This window comes from Naasia lichenicola, from assembly GCF_004801885.1.
Taxonomy (GTDB): domain Bacteria; phylum Actinomycetota; class Actinomycetes; order Actinomycetales; family Microbacteriaceae; genus Naasia; species Naasia lichenicola.
Window position 1 is genome coordinate 1,061,040 of the sequence record NZ_SSSM01000005.1, and the last position, 15,650, is coordinate 1,076,689.

Sequence of the window (15,650 nt, forward strand, 5' to 3'; positions counted from 1 at the left end):
CGGTGAGGCGGCGAGACCCCGGCGGGCGTGTCCTCGAGCTTCCGTCCTCCCGGATCAGGGCGAACTGACAGGATCGGGGCTCGCGTATTAGGTAAGGCGCACCTAAGCTGTTCAGGTGACCCGCTCCATTCCCGATCCCGCGCTGCATGTCTTCATCGCCGGTGACGCGTCCGATCTCGACGCCATCGCGCTTCTGCTCAGCGGGCTTCCGGCGAACGCCTACGGCCAGGTCATGGTCGAGGCCACCGAGGATGAGTGGGACGGTGCGCTCGAAGCTCCCCGTCGCGTGCACGTCGTCCGGCTTCCGCACGACCCCTTCGGTCTGGTCGGAGACACCGTGGTCAGCGCGTGCGCGGCATGGATGGCCGAATGGATGCCCGACGACGTCGAGCGCAGCTCGCGGGTCTTCGTCACCTGGCTCGGCTGCTCCGACAACCAGAACGTGACGGCGATGGACCGACGCCTCAGTCGCTCCCTCGACGCGGCGCACTCCGGCGGCTACTGAGCGTCATTCCTCATCGGCTGCTCGTCCGCGTGTGACGAGAACGGCCGTGCCGTCGATCTCGTCGTCGTGCACGATCCGGGTGTCGAATCCGCGCGTCTCGAAGATCTGAGCGGTCGTCGGGGCCTGCAGCCGACTGGTCTCGATGAGCAGGATTCCCGTTTCAGCCAGCCACCCGGCCGCCTCGGCGGCAACGCGGCGATGCACATCGAGGCCGTCCGCTCCTCCGTCGAGGGCGACGCTCGGCTCCCAGTCGCGCGCCTCGGGGGGCATCAGAGCGATCGCCGCGGTCGGAACGTAGGGGGCGTTGACGACGAGAACGTCGATCCGACCGCGCAGCGAGCCGGGTAGAGCCCCGAAGAGGTCGCCGGCGAAGACCGATCCGCCGATCGGCTCGAGATTGCGGCGGGCGTTCTCGACCGCGGGTGCGTCGAGCTCCGACGCGTAGAGCTCGATGCCTGGCACCCGTGCGGCGAGGACCGCCCCTACCGCTCCGGTGCCGCAGCAGAGGTCGAGCACGACCGAGCCGGAGCGAGTCCAGGTCAGCGCCTCGTTCGCGAGGATCTCCGTCCTGCGCCGCGGCACGAAGACGCCGGGGTCGACCAGGATCCGCAGCCCGCCGAACTCCGCCCAGCCGACGATCTGCTCGAGGGGGAGACCCGCCACTCGACTGAGGATCATCCGTTCGAGGTCATCGGAATCCGTCGCTGCATCGGTCAGCAGGGCCGCCTCGTCTTCGGCGAAGACGCAGCCGGCGGCGCGCAGTCGCTCGACGATGTCCACCTCCGAACGCTAGCGCGACCGGCCCCGGACGGTGCCTCTGATGGGCAGCGCTAGACCCAGGTGGGCGACCAGACGTGAATCTGCCAGAACCAGAACGGCACCTGCATGCCGGTCCACATCGGGTAGAAGAACGCGCTGACCGCCACGACGAGGATCAGGAAGACGATCACGATCCGTCGGTAGATCGGGGCGCGCTCCGGCGCAGGCTGCGGCCCGACGAGACCGAGCAGCAAGCCGATCACGTAGACGGCCGCAAGGAAGAGGTAGGGCTCGAAGACGATCGCGTAGAACTGGAACATCGTGCGCGTCGGGTAGGCCAGCCACGGCAGGTAGCCGGCGCCGATGCCAGCGAGGATGAGGCCGATCCGCCAGTCCCGGCGTCGGAACAGCAGGTAGACGAGGAACAGCGCGCAGGCGACCGATGCCCACCAGAGGATCGGGTTGGCGATCGACCAGACGATCTCGGCGCAGTAGTTGAACTGGCAGCCGTTCTGGCCCGTTGCGCTTCCCCGGTAGTAGATCTGCGTCGGTCGAGCGAGCAGAGGCCAGAGGATCGCCGGGGTGGCGTAGGGGTGGGTGACGCTCAGACCGGTGTGGAACGCATAGATCGAGGCATGCCAGTGCCAGAGGTTCTGGATCGCGTCGGGCACCCAGGCCGTCAGACCCGTCCAGCGTTCGCCGCCCTTTGCGATCCAGTTGCGGTCGTATCCGTTGGTGCTGAGGAACCAGCCGGAGAACGTGGCCAGGTAGGCGGCGAGCGCGATCGGCACGGTTGAGACGAGGGCGACTGGGATGGTACGGATCCCACCGATGAGGGAGTAGCGGATGCCGCGGCTTCGTCGAGCGAGGTAGTCGGTGATGACGACGTAGGCGAGGAAGCCCACGAGGTAGTAGATGCCCGACCATTTCACCCCGGACATCAGGCCGAAGGCGAGGCCTGCTGCGATGAGCCACGGCCGCCATAGAAGGGCGGGACCGAAGATCGGCGGATGTGGCGAGTCGACGGGGTGCGGGCGCAGCATGAACCACGTGTCGAGCCGACGCTCGCGGGATTCGCGGTCGAGCAGGATCGCGCCGAATCCCAGGAGGCCGAAGAGCATGAGGAAGTTGTCGAGCAGCGACAGCCGGGACAGCACGATCGCGTGCCCGTCGATGGCGAAGAAGCCGGCGGCGATGGTCGCGAGCAGCGGGCTGTGGAACAGGCGCTTGGCGATGAAGAAGAGCAGCAGGACCGCGATCGTGCCCGCTATCGCGACCGAGAAGCGCCAGCCGAAGGTGTTCGACGGGCCGAACAGCGCCATGCCGATCGCGATGAGCCATTTGCCGAGCGGGGGATGGGCGACGTACTGGGGATCTGTCGTGTAGCCCCAGGGGTCGCCCGCGTTGAAGGTGTCGTCCGAGTAGCCCTTCGGCCACTGGCCCTCGTAGCCGAGATTGGCCAGCGTCCAGGCGTCCTTCACGTAGAAGGTCTCGTCGAACATCAGGCTCGACGGGGTGCCGAGATTCTGCAGACGGAGGATCAGGGCGAGCAGGGTGACGCCGATCGGGGCGCCCCACGTCCACAGCCGCAGCCGGGCGGTCGCGGAGAGGCTCGGCACCGCCCCATGATAGGTCGCCGCCCTCGTGCATCCTCCGCGCCTCGGCGGGGCGCGGGATGCGGAGCAGGTTCTCGATCCGGACGCCCGTGGCTGGCGCGGCTGTTCGTCGGGTGGGGAGTCGCTCGGCGCCGGATGGGAGGATGACCGCATGCTCGTGCTCGCCGCAACGCCCATCGGCAATCTCGGCGACGCAACCCGGAGGCTGGTCGAGGCGCTGTCGTCGGCGACCGTCGTCGCGGCGGAGGACACCCGGGTGGTGCATCGTCTGCTGCAGGGCCTCGCCGTCGAGAACCGTCCGCGACTGATATCGCTCAACGACCACAACGAGCGGGACCGGATCGCGGAGCTCGTGCCGCTCGCGGCCGCCTCCGATGTGCTGGTCGTCAGCGATGCCGGGATGCCGACCGTGTCCGATCCGGGGTATCGCCTGGTGGCCGCGTGCGTCGAGGCTGGCGTGCGGGTCACCGCGCTGCCTGGCCCCTCGGCCGTGCTGATGGCGCTCGCCGTGTCGGGGCTCCCGACGGACCGCTTCGCCTTCGAGGGCTTCCCGCCCCGCAAGCCGGGGGAGCGTCGCTCCTTCCTCGGCGGGCTGGCCGCTGAGCCGCGCACGCTCGTGTTCTTCGAGTCGCCGCAGCGGATCGGCGACTTCCTGGCGGACCTTGCTGCGACATTCGGCGCGAGCAGGCGGGTGGTCGTCTGTCGGGAGCTCACCAAGCTCTACGAGGAGGTCGTCCGCGGCACTGCGGCGGAGCTCGCGGAGCGGTTCGCCGATGGCGCGCGCGGCGAGATCTGCGTCGTCGTCGAGGGCGCCGCCCCGGTGGTCGTCTCCCTGGACGACGGGATCGCCCAGGTGATCGCCCTCATGTCGGCAGGCGCCCGGGTGAAGGACGCCGCGACCGAGGTCGCCGCCTCGACGGGCCTCTCGCGCCGTGACCTCTACGAAGCCGCCCTCCGCGCCCGCTGACCCGCCCCGGACCCGCCCGCTGCCGCTTGGCCACCCTTTCCCACGGCTTGGCCACCTTTCGTATCCCGGGCCACCTTTCTGCCCCGGTCGGCCACCTTTCCTACCGTCGGCCACCTTTGGAAACCTGGCCGACGGTAGGAAAGGTGGCCGTGCGCCGACGCGGAACGCCATTCCTCTCGAGAAAAGGGCCGAAGCGAGATGCATCGAACGCCATCTCCCACCCCCACCGAATGAAACGGTCTACCTGCGTTCGGATGCGGTCTTCGCGGGCCTTCTCGTCGAGGACGACAAGATCTGCGCTACGACCTCTGGTGAGCTTCGGGTTCAGATACTTCTCGCGTCCATCGAACTCGCCGACCACTCGGCCGGCGTCCCACGCGAAGTCGACCACCGCGTTGAGCCCCTGCTGATCACGGAATCGAACCTGCAGGTCAGGAGGCTCGAAGCCGAGCTGCTGCATTCGCACTCGACTCAGCGATTCGCCGACGCTCTCCGACCGGCCGTCAGCGAAGTAGATCGCGGACGCGGCTTTCTTTCCACCCCGGCCGGGTGAGACGTAGGCGAGTTCTTCGAGAAGGGTTTCGGTGGTGGCGAGCCCGCTATGAAGCGCGAAGTCCATCATCGTGACGGCGACGAGGTGCGATGCCGTGATCCCGATATCCACCAAGGTGCGATCGATGCTTGTCACCGTGAGCGAGCCGATCGTCTCGACGGAGCGCGGCGCGGTGGTTCGGTGCACGAAGAGCCCCGGCATCGAGCTGCCACCCGCTGCAGCCGAGTCCAGAACGTGGACTCGCTGCGGCCACGCACCGATCAATGGCAGACCATGCAGGGCAGCCGCCGCATAGTGGGAGAAAACGAGCCGCCTTGAATGCAATCCATCGGTCGCTCGGACAAGCATTCGATGCTGCTCGTCTCGTGACGCGGAGGCCCAGGCTGATGCGCGGACGTACGCTCCGCGCCTGATGCGAATCAGCGATCCCGAACGCACCAGCTCGGCCACTCGAGTCGGGTGGATACCCAAAGCTTCGAGATCCCGGGTCAGCATGACTCCGTCGAGCTGCAGCGATGCGATGTCGAGAGGGGCGAGCATGCACCGAAGGATCCCGGAAACGCAAGCGCCCGGAAGCGCCGGTCCCGCATCTGTGGACAAGTCCGCCCGCAGACCGCCTGTTGGGAACTGCGCCGCGGCGGGCCAGCAATCCGCTCGGCCACCTTTCCTACCGTCGGCACGGAAAGGAAACCGGGCCCACGGTAGGAAGGGTGGCCGAACCAAAGCCAAAGGTGGCCGTCAGGAGCTAAAGGTGGCCGAGCCTTTCCGAAAGGTGGCCGAGCCGATCGCCCGCGTGGACCGGCCGGCATCCACCGCATCCATCGGACCGGTGTAATGCGGGATTCCGGGGTGGTCCGGCGGAATTAGGATGGTCGGCATGGTTTCCGGCGCGCCCTTCTACGTCACCACGCCGATCTTCTACCCGAGCGACGTGCCGCACATCGGGCACGGCTACACCGAGGTGGCCGTCGACGTGCTTGCCCGGTGGCACCGCCAGGCCGGCGACGACACCTGGATGCTGACCGGCACCGACGAGCACGGCCAGAAGATGCTGCGCACCGCGGCGGCGGGTGGGATGACGCCCAAGGAGTGGGCCGATCGCCTCGTCGAGAGCTCGTGGCTGCCGCTGCTGGACACCCTGAACATCGCCAACGACGACTTCATCCGCACCACGCAGGAGCGGCACGAGGTCAGCGCGCAGGCGTTCCTGCAGAAGCTGCATGACACCGGCTACATCTACACCGGCGACTACGAGGGCTTCTACTGCGTCGGCTGCGAGGAGTACAAGCAGCCGAGCGAGCTCGTCGAGGGCACGGGTCCGTTCGAGGGCCAGCAGGTCTGCGCCATCCACTCCCGGCCCGTCGAGCTGCTGCAGGAGCGCAACTACTTCTTCAAGATGAGCGAGTTCCAGGACCGCCTGCTCGCCCTCTACGAGGAGCGGCCCGATTTCGTGCAGCCCGAGAGCGCCCGCAACGAGGTCATCGCCTTCGTCAAGGGCGGTCTCGACGACCTGTCGATCTCCCGTTCGACCTTCGATTGGGGCATCCAGGTCCCGTGGGATCCCGAGCACGTCGTCTACGTCTGGTTCGATGCGCTGCTCAACTACGCCACGGCCGTCGGCTACGCCCGCGACGAGGAGGAGTTCGCCCGCCGCTGGCCGGCCGTGCACATCGTCGGCAAGGACATCCTCCGCTTCCACGCGGTCATCTGGCCCGCCATGCTCATGGCCGCGGGAGTCGAGCCGCCCAAGCACGTCTACGCCCACGGCTGGCTGCTCGTCGGCGGCGAGAAGATGTCCAAGTCCAAGCTGACCGGCATCGCCCCGAACCAGATCACCGACGTGTTCGGATCGGATGCGTTCCGCTACTACTTCCTGCGCGCGATCTCCTTCGGCCAGGACGGATCGTTCAGCTGGGAGGACCTCTCGGCCCGCTATCAGGCCGAGCTCGCCAACGGATTCGGCAACCTCGCCTCCCGCGTGATCGCCATGATCAACCGCTACTTCGACGGCGTCCTGCCCCAGCCGGGCGAGCCCAGCGAGGCCGACCTCGGCATCCAGCAGACCGCCGCGACCGCGGCCGCCGCTGCCGACGCGGCCATCGAGCGCTTCGCCATCCACGAGGCAATCGGCGCCATCTGGACCATCGTCGAAGAGCTCAACGGCTACATCACCACCCAGGAGCCGTGGGTGCTGGCCAAGGATCCCGCCACGCGTGAGCGTCTGCAGACCGTGCTCTACACGGCGGCAGACGGATTGCGCGCGCTCGCGGTCCTCCTCAATCCGGTGATCCCGACCGCCACCGCCAAGCTCTGGACCGCGCTCGGGGCGGAGGCGGGGCTCGGCGCTCTGGCCGATCAGCCCATCCGCGAGGCAGGCGAATGGAACGTGCTGCCGGTCGGCTCCCAGGCCACCCCGCTCGAGGCGCTCTTCCCGCGCATCGAGCAGGAGGTCGGCGGCGGCGCCGCGGCGTGAGCATGTCCAGCCCGCAGCAGTCGAACTCCGAGCAGTCGAACCCCGAGCAGTCGAACCCCGAGCAGTCCAACCAGCAGAAGCCGAAGGCCCAATACCCGCCACTGCCCGAGGCGCTCACCGTCGGCGTCTACGACAACCACACGCACCTCGATCCATCGCCCGAGGCGGGCCGCGGCCACCCCGACGCGTTCCCCGAGCTGACCTACCAGGAGCAGCTCGACCGGGCGTCCAGCGTCGGCGTGCGTGGAGTCGTCCAGGTGGGGGTCGACCTCGAGACCAGCCGCTGGTCGGCCGAGATCGCGGCCATCGAGCCGAGGATGCTGGCGGCTGTCGCCATCCATCCCAACGAGGCGCCGCGCTACGCCGAGGCGGGCGAGCTGGACGACGCGCTCGCCGAGATCGCGGAACTCGCCGCCCGCCCGCGCGTGCGCGCCGTGGGGGAGACCGGACTCGACTTCTTCCGCACGGAAGCGGCCGGCCGCGGAGCCCAATACGCGAGCTTCGAAGCGCACATCGCGATCGCCAAGGCCAATGGGATCGCGCTGCAGATCCACGACCGCGACGCCCATGACGAGGTGCTCGCGACCCTGAAGCGCGTCGGAGCTCCCGAGAAGACGGTCTTCCACTGCTTCTCCGGCGGCGCCGGCCTCGCCCGAACGATCGCCGAGAACGGCTGGTACGCCTCCTTCGCCGGCACCGTGACGTTCAAGAACGCGCACAATCTGCGGGAGGCCCTCGAGATCCTGCCCCGATCGCAGATCCTGATCGAGACCGATGCACCGTTCCTCACACCCGAGCCGCTGCGCGGACGGCCGAACGCCCCCTACCTGATCCCGCACACCTTGCGTGCCATGGCCGGCTACCTTGGGAGCGATCCCTCGATCCTGGCCGCGCAGATCTCCTCGAACACCGAGCTGGTCTATGGCTCGTGGAACGACGATCCGCCGGTGCCGAACGATCCGTCTCGGCCCGACTCGGGCGATGCACCCAAGCTGGCCTGAGTTGTCACGTCCCGAAGGCCTCGCGTGAACGCCCCCAGCGATGGCGAGCAGCCCACCTCCGGTCTGCTCGGACCCGCCGAGATCCGTGATCTCGCCGAGCTCCTCGGAGTCCAGCCGACGAAGAAGCTCGGTCAGAACTTCGTCATCGACCCCAACACGGTCCGTCGGATCGTGCGGATCGCGGGCGTGCAGGCACGCGAGCAGGTCGTCGAGATCGGCCCCGGGCTCGGATCCTTGACGCTCGGCCTGCTCGAGGTGGGCGCAGATGTCATCGCCGTCGAGATCGACGACCGACTCGCCGCCCAGCTGCCGCGGACGGTGGAGTCGATCGCCGGTGACCGGGTCGGCGGCCTGACCGTGATGCAGGCGGACGCCCTCGAGGTGCGCGAGCTGCCCGGGGTGCCTGTCCGACTCGTCGCCAACCTGCCCTACAACGTCTCGGTGCCCGTTCTCCTGCACTTCCTCGAGCACTTCCCGACCATCCGGTCGGGAGTCGTGATGGTGCAGGCCGAGGTCGGCCAGCGCATCGCTGCGGGCCCCGGATCGAAGATCTACGGATCGCCGAGCATCAAGGCGGCCTGGTACGGCGCCTTCCGCATCGCGGGAACTGTGAGCAGGCAGGTCTTCTGGCCCGTGCCGAACGTGGATTCGGTGCTCGTCGGCTTCGAGCTCGCCGATCGGCAGCCGGGAGACGAGGCGCTGCGTCGCGAGACCTTCGGGCTGATCGACGCCGCATTCCAGCAGCGCCGCAAGATGCTGCGCGGTGCCCTCGGCCAGGCCCTCGGCGGCAGCGATCGGGCAATTGCGGCCCTCACCAGGGCAGGCGTCGCAGAGACTCGGCGAGGGGAAGAGCTCACCCTCGACGAGTTCGTCGCCATCGCCCGCGCCGTGCGCGACCTGCCGGCCGCCTGACCCGGTGCTTCAGTTCCTGTGCGCGCCCTCGGGCGACTCCTGAGGTGTGATCGGGAGGTCCTCAAGGTCGTCTAGGTTGGATCCATGGGCACCCCGGGATCGCCGGTGCGCGCGAAGGCGCCGGGCAAGGTCAACGTGTTCATGCGCGTCGGCAGCCTCCTCGACGACGGCTATCACGACGTCGCGACCGCATATCAGGCCGTCTCGCTCTGCGAAGAGGTGCATGCGTTCAGCGCTCCTGACTTCTCGGTGAGCTTCGACGGCCCGATCGATACGTCGGCGCTCGAGACCGACGGCTCGAACATCGCCATCAAAGCGGCGCGGCTCTTGGCCCGCAAGGCCGGATATCGCGGCGGAGTACACCTCGAGATCACCAAGCGCGTGCCGATCGCCGGCGGCATGGGCGGGGGATCGGCCGACGCCGCCGCCACGCTCGTGGCCTGCGACGCCCTCTGGGGAACCGACCTCGGACGAGATGAGCTGCACGCGCTCGCGGCCAAGCTCGGCGCCGATGTCCCGTTCGCCCTGATGGGCGGCACCGCGGTCGGCACGGGGCGGGGAGATCAGCTCAGTCCGGCGCTCGCGAAGGGGCAGTTCCACTGGGTGCTGGTGATCGCGGAGTACGGGATGAGCACGCCGCGGGTCTACCAGGAGCTCGACCGGCACCGCGAACGCCATGCCCTCGACATCGCACCGGCCACCACGAAGCCCACCGTCGACGCGGCCGTCCTTCAGGCCCTGCGGGCAGGAGACGCGCAGATGCTCGCCGAGAGCCTGCACAACGACCTGCAGGCGCCGGCGCTGCACATCGCGCCGGGGCTGGCAAGCATCCTCGAGATCGGTGAGCGCAACGGCGCCCTGGCGGGCATCATCTCGGGCTCGGGTCCGACCATCGCCTTCCTCGTCTCCGACCTCGACAGCGCAATCTCGCTGCAGATCGCCCTCTCGGCATCGCGCCTCGAGGTGATCCGGGTCACCGGCCCGGTCGTCGGCGCTCGCCTGCTCAGCGACTGAGTCGTCTCCGCGTCCCAGTTGCACGGATCAGGGGATCCCGCCGTCAAGGGGGCATCTCGTCTCCTGAGCCGACGCAATTCGGGGGCAATCCCCTGATCGATACAACATCCCCTGATCCGTGAAAGAGGACCTCAGGCTGAGGGGACGGCGGGCCTGCGGCGGAGGAGTCGGGCCCGCTGCTCCGGCGTCGCGCGCAGCCAGCTGCCGACGGCGACGACGACCGCGGCGACTATCAGGGCGGTCGCGAAGGCGGCATTCGGGGGAGTGACGAGCCGGAAGGTGAGCGCGAGCGCCACGGCGAACCATTCCCAACGCCCCGACATCGCGATGAACGGGATGAGCAGCAGCGCGTACCAGGCGTAGCGCGGGCTGACAGCGATCAGCGTGACGCCGATCATCACGAGCTGACCCACCCACGGGTTCGAAGGCGGTGTCTTCCACAGCACGACCCCAGCCGTGACGGCGAGGACCGCGGCGACGATCGCAGCAGCGAGCATCGGCGGCACCCAGCCCGGGATCAGCACGAACCGGGTTCCGTTCTCGTAGCCCTCCTCGCTGAGATAGCCGGGCAGGTAGCCGATCACCTTGAGCCCCGTCGTCAGCACGTACGGCACGTAGAGCAGGGCAAAGGTGACGATCGCGGCGCCGATGATCTTGACGGGGGAGCGCCGGAGAAGGGCAGGCGCCGCGATGACAGGGATGAGCTTCGCCGCGATGGCGAGCCCGAGGGCGATGCCTCCCCGCCACGGTCGTCCGCTCGCCACCAGCGCCGTCGCGATGAGCGCGAGGCCGGCGCCGAGCACGTCGACGTGGGAATTGGTGACCGCCTCCGAGGCGACGAGCGGGCACCAGGCCCACAGAGCCGCCCACCAGAGGGGCCGACCGCTTCGACGGAGCACACGCAGAAGCACGGCGGTGATGCCGAGCGAGACCAGGAGGCCCGCCACCTGGAAGGCGATGTAGCTCACCTCCGACGGCACGAAGAGGCGCACGGCGAGGAAGTACAGCTCGGCCAGCGGCGGATAGATCGTGGGCACGAGTGGACGATTGAGTGCGGTGCACCGGACATCGCCGGAGTCGGAAACGTCGTCTGTCGCAGACGCGGCATCCCCACCGTCGGAGCTTCCGTCGCTCGGACCCGACTCGATGGTGCCGATCCGCTCGCCGACGCACTCCTGTGTGCCGTCCGCAGCCGTCGTCGCCGCAGGGAACAGCCAGTCGGGCTTCAGGCCCTCGAGCGCGGTATCAGCGGGCACGTACTCGTAGGGCGAGACGTCTGCCTTCTGCACGATGCCGTCCCACGCGTAGCGCGCGGAGTCGGTGCTGGTGTTGGGCGGGCCGGCCAGCGCCGCCAATCCGATGGCGATCGCGCCTCCGAACACCAACCACGGCACGGCCTTCGCAGACACACGGCGGAGTCCGAGGAGTGCGACCGCGAACAGCGCCCAGCCTCCCGCCGCGCAGAGCATCAGAGGCAGCCCATCGGACCGGTAGAAGAAGCCGCCGGATGGAGCCTTCTCGAAGGAATCGAAGGACAGCACGCCGATCGCCGTGAGCACGGTGAGGGCCCCGAGGGAGAGGACCGTGAGAGCGATGCGCACTGGCCCATCCTCCCGTGACCTCGACTCGAAGCCCGAGTTCCCAGGCTGTTCGGCGCGGCATCTCCCATCGGATGGGGGCGCCCCCGACATCCGTCCCGCGCGCCGCCCCCGAAACGGACCTGATTTCGCCTCATCGATGGTGAGATGAGCCATGCGACGACTGCTCTATGACGCGCGCGTCGCCCTCGAATCGCCATCCCGCACTCCGCGGATGGCGGTCGTCGTCGGCCGACTGCTCGGCATCGCCTTCCTGCTCTGCTTCGGGACCGGCCTCTACAGCCACTTCATCCAGCACCCGGCCGACGGGATGTTCTTCCCGAACCAGCCGTATTGGATCTACCAGCTGAACCAGGGGATCCACGTCACGACGGGGATCGTCTGCATCCCGCTGATCCTCGCCAAGCTCTGGACCGTTTACCCGAACCTCTTCGGCTACCCGGCGATCAAGGACAAGCTGGCCATCCTCGAGCGCGGTTCGATCGCCATCTTCATCGGCGCCTCGATCGTGCAGCTCGTCATCGGCCTGCTCAACACGTACCAGTCCCTCGTTGCGCCGTTCTACTTCCTGCAGGTGCACTACGGCCTGAGCTTCGTCATCATCGGCTCGCTCGCCATCCACATCGCGGTCAAGCTGCCGATCATCAGCCGCTACTGGCGCAAGCCGGCGGATGGGCACGACGGCGAACTCGAGGCATACGAGTCGCTGCCGGTGACCGAGCCCGCACCCACGGCGTTCCAGGGCATCACTGGCCGGGTCATGTCCTACATCGACGGAGCGCCCACCGCCCCGTCGAAGGTCAGCCGCCGCGGCTTCCTCGGCGCGCTCGGCGCCACCTCCGCCGCAGCTGTGGTGCTGACGGTCGGCCAGACGTTCGAGCCGCTGGCTGCCACGAACGCATTCGGGCCGCGCGAGAAGGGCACCGGCCCCCAGGGGGTGCCCATCAACCGGACGTCGAAGCAGGCGAAGGTCACCGACTCGGCGATGGATCCGAACTGGGCGCTCGCCGTGCGCAACGGCGACCAGGAGGTCTCCGTCAGTCGGGCCGACCTCGCCGCCATGCAGCAGTACGACGTTCAGCTGCCCATCGCCTGTGTCGAGGGCTGGAGCCAGATGGCGTCCTGGCGCGGCGTCCGACTGAGCGAGTTGATGGCAGCGGTCGGCATCACCGCCGCGAACTCCGTGCGGATCCAGAGCCTCGAGGAGAAGGGCGCCTACCGTGAGACGACGATGGACGCCAACTTCGTGCAGGATCCCACCACGCTGGTCGCGCTGCAGCTGAACGGCGAGGATCTCGATCTCGAGCACGGCTATCCCGCTCGGATCATCGCTCCCGGGCGGCCCGGCGTGCTGCAGACCAAGTGGCTCGCGACCCTGGAGGTGATCTGATGCAGAGCTCATCCATCGTCGGCGCGCGTGCCGTGCTGATCATCGGCGGGATCCTGCTGATGCTCGTCGGTGCGTATCAGCTGGTCACCACGCAGCGGATAGACCAGCTGTTCGGACTCGCCCTCTGGATGCTCGGCGCCATCGTGCTGCACGACGGCATCCTGTCGCCGATCGTCCTGTTCGCCAACGTGCTGCTGAAGCGCTCGGGCAGGCGGATGCCGTGGTCGGTGCTCGTCGTGATCCAGATCGCCGTGGTGGTCGGCTCGGTGCTCACGCTGATCGTGGTGCCGGAGATCGCCGGGCAGCTGCGCGGCCCCGCCAATCCGACGATCCTCACCGGCGACTACGGGCTGCGGCTCGCCGTGATGTGGGGCGTCCTGCTCGTGATCGCCGCGATCATCAGTGCGGTGCTGGTCCGACGCGGCAAGCGCCCGGCGGACGAGCTCGTCAAGCCCGCCGCCGTCTGATCACCAGCGCGCTCGGCCACCTTTTCTCCCGAGGGCCAGGTCTACAAACCTGGCCGACGGTAAGAAAGGTGGCCCGGCCGGGCGCAAAGGTGGCCGAGCCGGACCGACGGATGGCCTACCGGTGACAGATCGACCGTGCGCCCCGCTCAGCTGGCGGCGGACTCCGCGACGAGCCCGCGGCTGATCAGCTGATCCACCCGGGCGGCGAACGTGCCGTGAGGGGCGATCTCCGCCACATCGATCGCATCGCTGGCGTAGTCGACGTCGATCAGCGGTGCGAGCTGCCGGACCCGCAGGCCGGCGGCGATCAACCGGCGGTACTGGAGGCGTCCGGTCTCGGACAGCGACATCGGCACGCCTCGGATCAGCGATCCATCCGGCCGCGCCATGCCGAGAGCCCAGAACCCGCCGTCTCGAGCAGGTCCGAACCAGGCGTCGGTCGGCGCGCCGGCAGCGAGATCGTCGAGCATCGGCTGCAGCGCGGCGGCTGTCACCTGGGGGGTGTCCATGCCGATCATGACCATGGGGGAGTCGTGGCAGTAGTCGAAGATGTGGCCGAGGCGGGCGTCGAGGCCCCCGCCCACCTGGCGCACCACCTCGAAGCCAGAGGCCCCGTCCGGGACGTGCTCCTCGGTCCCGTCGAAGTAGAGGATCCGACGTTCGACGTCGAGCTCCTGCATGGCGGTGAGGGTGTCGGCGAGGCTCGCGGCGGCCAGTTCCGCGGCCTGCTCGAAGGTGAGGGGCGGCACCAGCCGGGTCTTGACCCGTCCGGGAATGCACGCCTTGGCGATGACGACGAGATCGGTCATGAAGTGGCCTCCATCAGGACGGTCGCGCGGATGGAGCTGAGCAGAGCGGACATGTCCTTGACCGCGTGGTAGGTGCCCCGGACGGTGCCGGTCACCTTGGATCGGCCGACGCGCGGGGAGTAGCCGATGGGCGTCTCCTCGATTCTCCAGCCGTCGCTCCAGGCCCGCAGGAACATCTCCAGCGGGTAGCCGCTGCGACGGTCCTGCAGGTCGAGGCCGAGGAGACGGGTCCGAGAGGCGGCGCGCATCGGACCCAGGTCGTGCACATCGATGCCGGTGAGCCTCCGCAGGCGACGAGCGAGCTCGAAGTTGGCGATCCGAGCGTGCAGCGGCCAGGCCGAGCTGCTCGTCGGCATGCGGCGGCCGAGCATCAGATCGACGCGTCCGTCGAGGACGGGGCGCACCACGCGGGGGAGCTCCTGCGGGTCCATCGAGGCGTCCGCGTCGCAGAAGGCGACGATCGGCGCCGTTGCTGCGAGGAGGCCGGCGTGCGCGGCGGAGCCGAAGCCCTTGCGCGGCTCTTCGACGACGAGGGCGCCGTATGAACGAGCGACGGCGACGGAGTCGTCGGTGGAGCCGTTGTCCACGACGATGGCGCGGTAGCCCGACGGCATCCGCTCGAGGACCCATGGCAGCGCGCCGGCCTCGTCGAGGCACGGCAGAACGACGTCCACCCCCGGATCTGTCTCCATCGAGTTCAACATACTGCCCCCTCCTGGGCGCCCCCTCTTGATACGCGCGGCGCGCGCGCGAGGGTTTCAGATCTGTATTCGGATCGGTGGCTGGGTGAAACCTGAGAGACGCCGCAGTGCGCGAATGGATCGACTCCCGCTCTGTGCCGATCACGAGCTTCCCTCGAGTCCGTCCGGCGGCACAGTGAACGGGGGCGCGATGACGCGCCCCCCAGTTCGAGTCGGATTCGGTAACGGGGGCGTGGCGAACCGCCCCCCTGCGCTCAATAGGTGCCATGGTTCAGGAGCCGACGGGAATGACCGGTTCTGAGGTCCAAGTCGGCTTTCTGGGAGCACCCTGGGAAGTTCTCGAACGCACCCAACCCATTTCGGAAGGGTGCCGAATTCATCATGTCCCGCAAGGAACGGAACGGAATGTTCCGCCGGGGATGAGATATCCCGCACGGAACAAACCACACACAGTGAACAAAGGATTGATAATGCGCAAGTTCTACAAGAGCACGATCGGGATCGCTGCTGCCGGCTTCATGCTGGTTGGCCTGGCTGCCTGCTCGACCTCGACCGGTACGGACACGAGCTCCAGCTCGGGTACCTCTTCTTCTTCCGCTCCGTCGGCTGAGGCTGACCCGGAGCCCCTGGCCTCGATCCCCGCCCTCGCCGGCGTCTCCACCCAGGTCACCCTCGACCAGGGCTTCCTCGACGCGATCACCAGCCTGGGCCTGACCCCCGGCCTGATCGGCACCGCGACCCTCGAGGGCGGCGTCCTGTCGTTCCCGATCACCGGCGGAAACGTGGACTACTACGACCCGAACGAGTCCTACCGCCCGTATGTCCAGGGTGAGATCGACCACGCCGGCTCCGGTATCACGCTCTCCAACGCTGACGGCTCGATCG

The 15,650-nt window shown here is 68.4% G+C and carries 14 protein-coding genes and 1 pseudogene; 9 read left to right on the plus strand and 6 right to left on the minus strand.

Features of this window, described 5'->3' with window-relative positions:
• Positions 1 to 115 precede the first annotated feature (115 nt).
• On the plus strand, positions 116 to 505 hold the full coding sequence (locus tag E6C64_RS16180; RefSeq protein ID WP_136428636.1) for an SIP domain-containing protein: 390 nt from the start codon (positions 116 to 118) through the stop codon (positions 503 to 505).
• Positions 506 to 508: 3 nt separating this feature from the next.
• Here E6C64_RS16180 and E6C64_RS16185 read toward each other — a convergent pair whose 3' ends face one another.
• Both E6C64_RS16185 and E6C64_RS16190 read right to left on the minus strand, forming a co-directional pair.
• A complete protein-coding gene (locus E6C64_RS16185) occupies positions 509 to 1,285 on the minus strand; it encodes a putative protein N(5)-glutamine methyltransferase (protein WP_233255668.1) in 777 nt (258 codons plus the stop codon).
• 50 nt (positions 1,286 to 1,335) lie between these two features.
• Entirely contained in the window at positions 1,336 to 2,883 is a 1,548-nt protein-coding gene (locus E6C64_RS16190; protein ID WP_158437903.1) for a dolichyl-phosphate-mannose--protein mannosyltransferase, read from the minus strand.
• A gap of 148 nt (positions 2,884 to 3,031) precedes the next feature.
• Between E6C64_RS16190 and rsmI the strand changes: the two genes are divergently transcribed.
• Positions 3,032 to 3,847 carry a 16S rRNA (cytidine(1402)-2'-O)-methyltransferase gene (rsmI, locus tag E6C64_RS16195; protein WP_136428638.1) on the plus strand — a complete coding sequence of 272 codons (816 nt, stop codon included), beginning with the start codon at positions 3,032 to 3,034 and terminating at the stop codon, positions 3,845 to 3,847.
• 100 nt (positions 3,848 to 3,947) lie between these two features.
• On the opposite strand, the gene E6C64_RS16200 is transcribed toward rsmI, so the two are convergent.
• Positions 3,948 to 4,940, minus strand: coding sequence for a type IV toxin-antitoxin system AbiEi family antitoxin domain-containing protein (locus E6C64_RS16200; RefSeq protein ID WP_136428639.1), 993 nt, complete (start codon positions 4,938 to 4,940; stop codon positions 3,948 to 3,950).
• Positions 4,941 to 5,277: 337 nt separating this feature from the next.
• Between E6C64_RS16200 and metG the strand changes: the two genes are divergently transcribed.
• From metG to E6C64_RS16220, 4 genes are all read left to right on the plus strand, one after another.
• On the plus strand, positions 5,278 to 6,873 hold the full coding sequence (gene metG / locus E6C64_RS16205; protein WP_136428640.1) for a methionine--tRNA ligase: 1,596 nt from the start codon (positions 5,278 to 5,280) through the stop codon (positions 6,871 to 6,873).
• Between the two features lie 2 nt (positions 6,874 to 6,875).
• Positions 6,876 to 7,874 carry a TatD family hydrolase gene (locus E6C64_RS16210; protein WP_136428750.1) on the plus strand — a complete coding sequence of 333 codons (999 nt, stop codon included), beginning with the start codon at positions 6,876 to 6,878 and terminating at the stop codon, positions 7,872 to 7,874.
• 24 nt (positions 7,875 to 7,898) lie between these two features.
• Positions 7,899 to 8,786: a 16S rRNA (adenine(1518)-N(6)/adenine(1519)-N(6))-dimethyltransferase RsmA gene (gene rsmA, locus E6C64_RS16215; protein ID WP_136428641.1), complete on the plus strand. Its 888-nt coding sequence runs from the start codon at positions 7,899 to 7,901 to the stop codon at positions 8,784 to 8,786.
• An 84-nt stretch (positions 8,787 to 8,870) separates the two neighbouring features.
• Positions 8,871 to 9,800 (plus strand): 4-(cytidine 5'-diphospho)-2-C-methyl-D-erythritol kinase, encoded by a 930-nt coding sequence (locus E6C64_RS16220; protein ID WP_136428642.1) that lies wholly within the window; start codon positions 8,871 to 8,873, stop codon positions 9,798 to 9,800.
• Between the two features lie 131 nt (positions 9,801 to 9,931).
• Here E6C64_RS16220 and E6C64_RS16225 read toward each other — a convergent pair whose 3' ends face one another.
• Entirely contained in the window at positions 9,932 to 11,401 is a 1,470-nt protein-coding gene (locus E6C64_RS16225; RefSeq protein WP_233255670.1) for a glycosyltransferase family 87 protein, read from the minus strand.
• A 151-nt stretch (positions 11,402 to 11,552) separates the two neighbouring features.
• Between E6C64_RS16225 and E6C64_RS16230 the strand changes: the two genes are divergently transcribed.
• On the plus strand, positions 11,553 to 12,788 hold the full coding sequence (locus E6C64_RS16230; RefSeq protein WP_136428643.1) for a molybdopterin-dependent oxidoreductase: 1,236 nt from the start codon (positions 11,553 to 11,555) through the stop codon (positions 12,786 to 12,788).
• Positions 12,788 to 13,255 (plus strand): hypothetical protein, encoded by a 468-nt coding sequence (locus E6C64_RS16235; RefSeq protein WP_136428644.1) that lies wholly within the window; start codon positions 12,788 to 12,790, stop codon positions 13,253 to 13,255. Before E6C64_RS16230 ends, E6C64_RS16235 begins: the two co-directional genes overlap by 1 nt.
• A 146-nt stretch (positions 13,256 to 13,401) precedes the next feature.
• On the opposite strand, the gene E6C64_RS16240 is transcribed toward E6C64_RS16235, so the two are convergent.
• Both E6C64_RS16240 and E6C64_RS16245 read right to left on the minus strand, forming a co-directional pair.
• Positions 13,402 to 14,064, minus strand: a complete 663-nt coding sequence (locus E6C64_RS16240; protein WP_136428645.1) for a TIGR04282 family arsenosugar biosynthesis glycosyltransferase — start codon at positions 14,062 to 14,064, stop codon at positions 13,402 to 13,404.
• Positions 14,061 to 14,756, minus strand: coding sequence for a glycosyltransferase family 2 protein (locus E6C64_RS16245; RefSeq protein ID WP_136428646.1), 696 nt, complete (start codon positions 14,754 to 14,756; stop codon positions 14,061 to 14,063). Before E6C64_RS16245 ends, E6C64_RS16240 begins: the two co-directional genes overlap by 4 nt.
• Positions 14,757 to 15,235: 479 nt before the next feature.
• Between E6C64_RS16245 and E6C64_RS16250 the strand changes: the two are divergent.
• A pseudogene (locus E6C64_RS16250) lies at positions 15,236 to 15,650 on the plus strand (hypothetical protein); the annotation flags it as partial.

Bases quoted from the DNA above. Each gene is read 5' to 3' on its own strand.
- E6C64_RS16200 (WP_136428639.1), bottom strand. From the start codon at position 4,940: ATGCTCGCCCCTCTCGACATCGCATCGCTGCAGCTCGACGGAGTCATG.
- E6C64_RS16210 (WP_136428750.1), top strand. From the start codon at position 6,876: ATGTCCAGCCCGCAGCAGTCGAACTCCGAGCAGTCGAACCCCGAGCAG.
- E6C64_RS16245 (WP_136428646.1), bottom strand. From the start codon at position 14,756: ATGGAGACAGATCCGGGGGTGGACGTCGTTCTGCCGTGCCTCGACGAG.
- E6C64_RS16220 (WP_136428642.1), top strand. From the start codon at position 8,871: ATGGGCACCCCGGGATCGCCGGTGCGCGCGAAGGCGCCGGGCAAGGTC.
- E6C64_RS16230 (WP_136428643.1), top strand. From the start codon at position 11,553: ATGCGACGACTGCTCTATGACGCGCGCGTCGCCCTCGAATCGCCATCC.
- rsmI (WP_136428638.1), top strand. From the start codon at position 3,032: ATGCTCGTGCTCGCCGCAACGCCCATCGGCAATCTCGGCGACGCAACC.
- E6C64_RS16240 (WP_136428645.1), bottom strand. From the start codon at position 14,064: ATGACCGATCTCGTCGTCATCGCCAAGGCGTGCATTCCCGGACGGGTC.
- E6C64_RS16235 (WP_136428644.1), top strand. From the start codon at position 12,788: ATGCAGAGCTCATCCATCGTCGGCGCGCGTGCCGTGCTGATCATCGGC.
- metG (WP_136428640.1), top strand. From the start codon at position 5,278: ATGGTTTCCGGCGCGCCCTTCTACGTCACCACGCCGATCTTCTACCCG.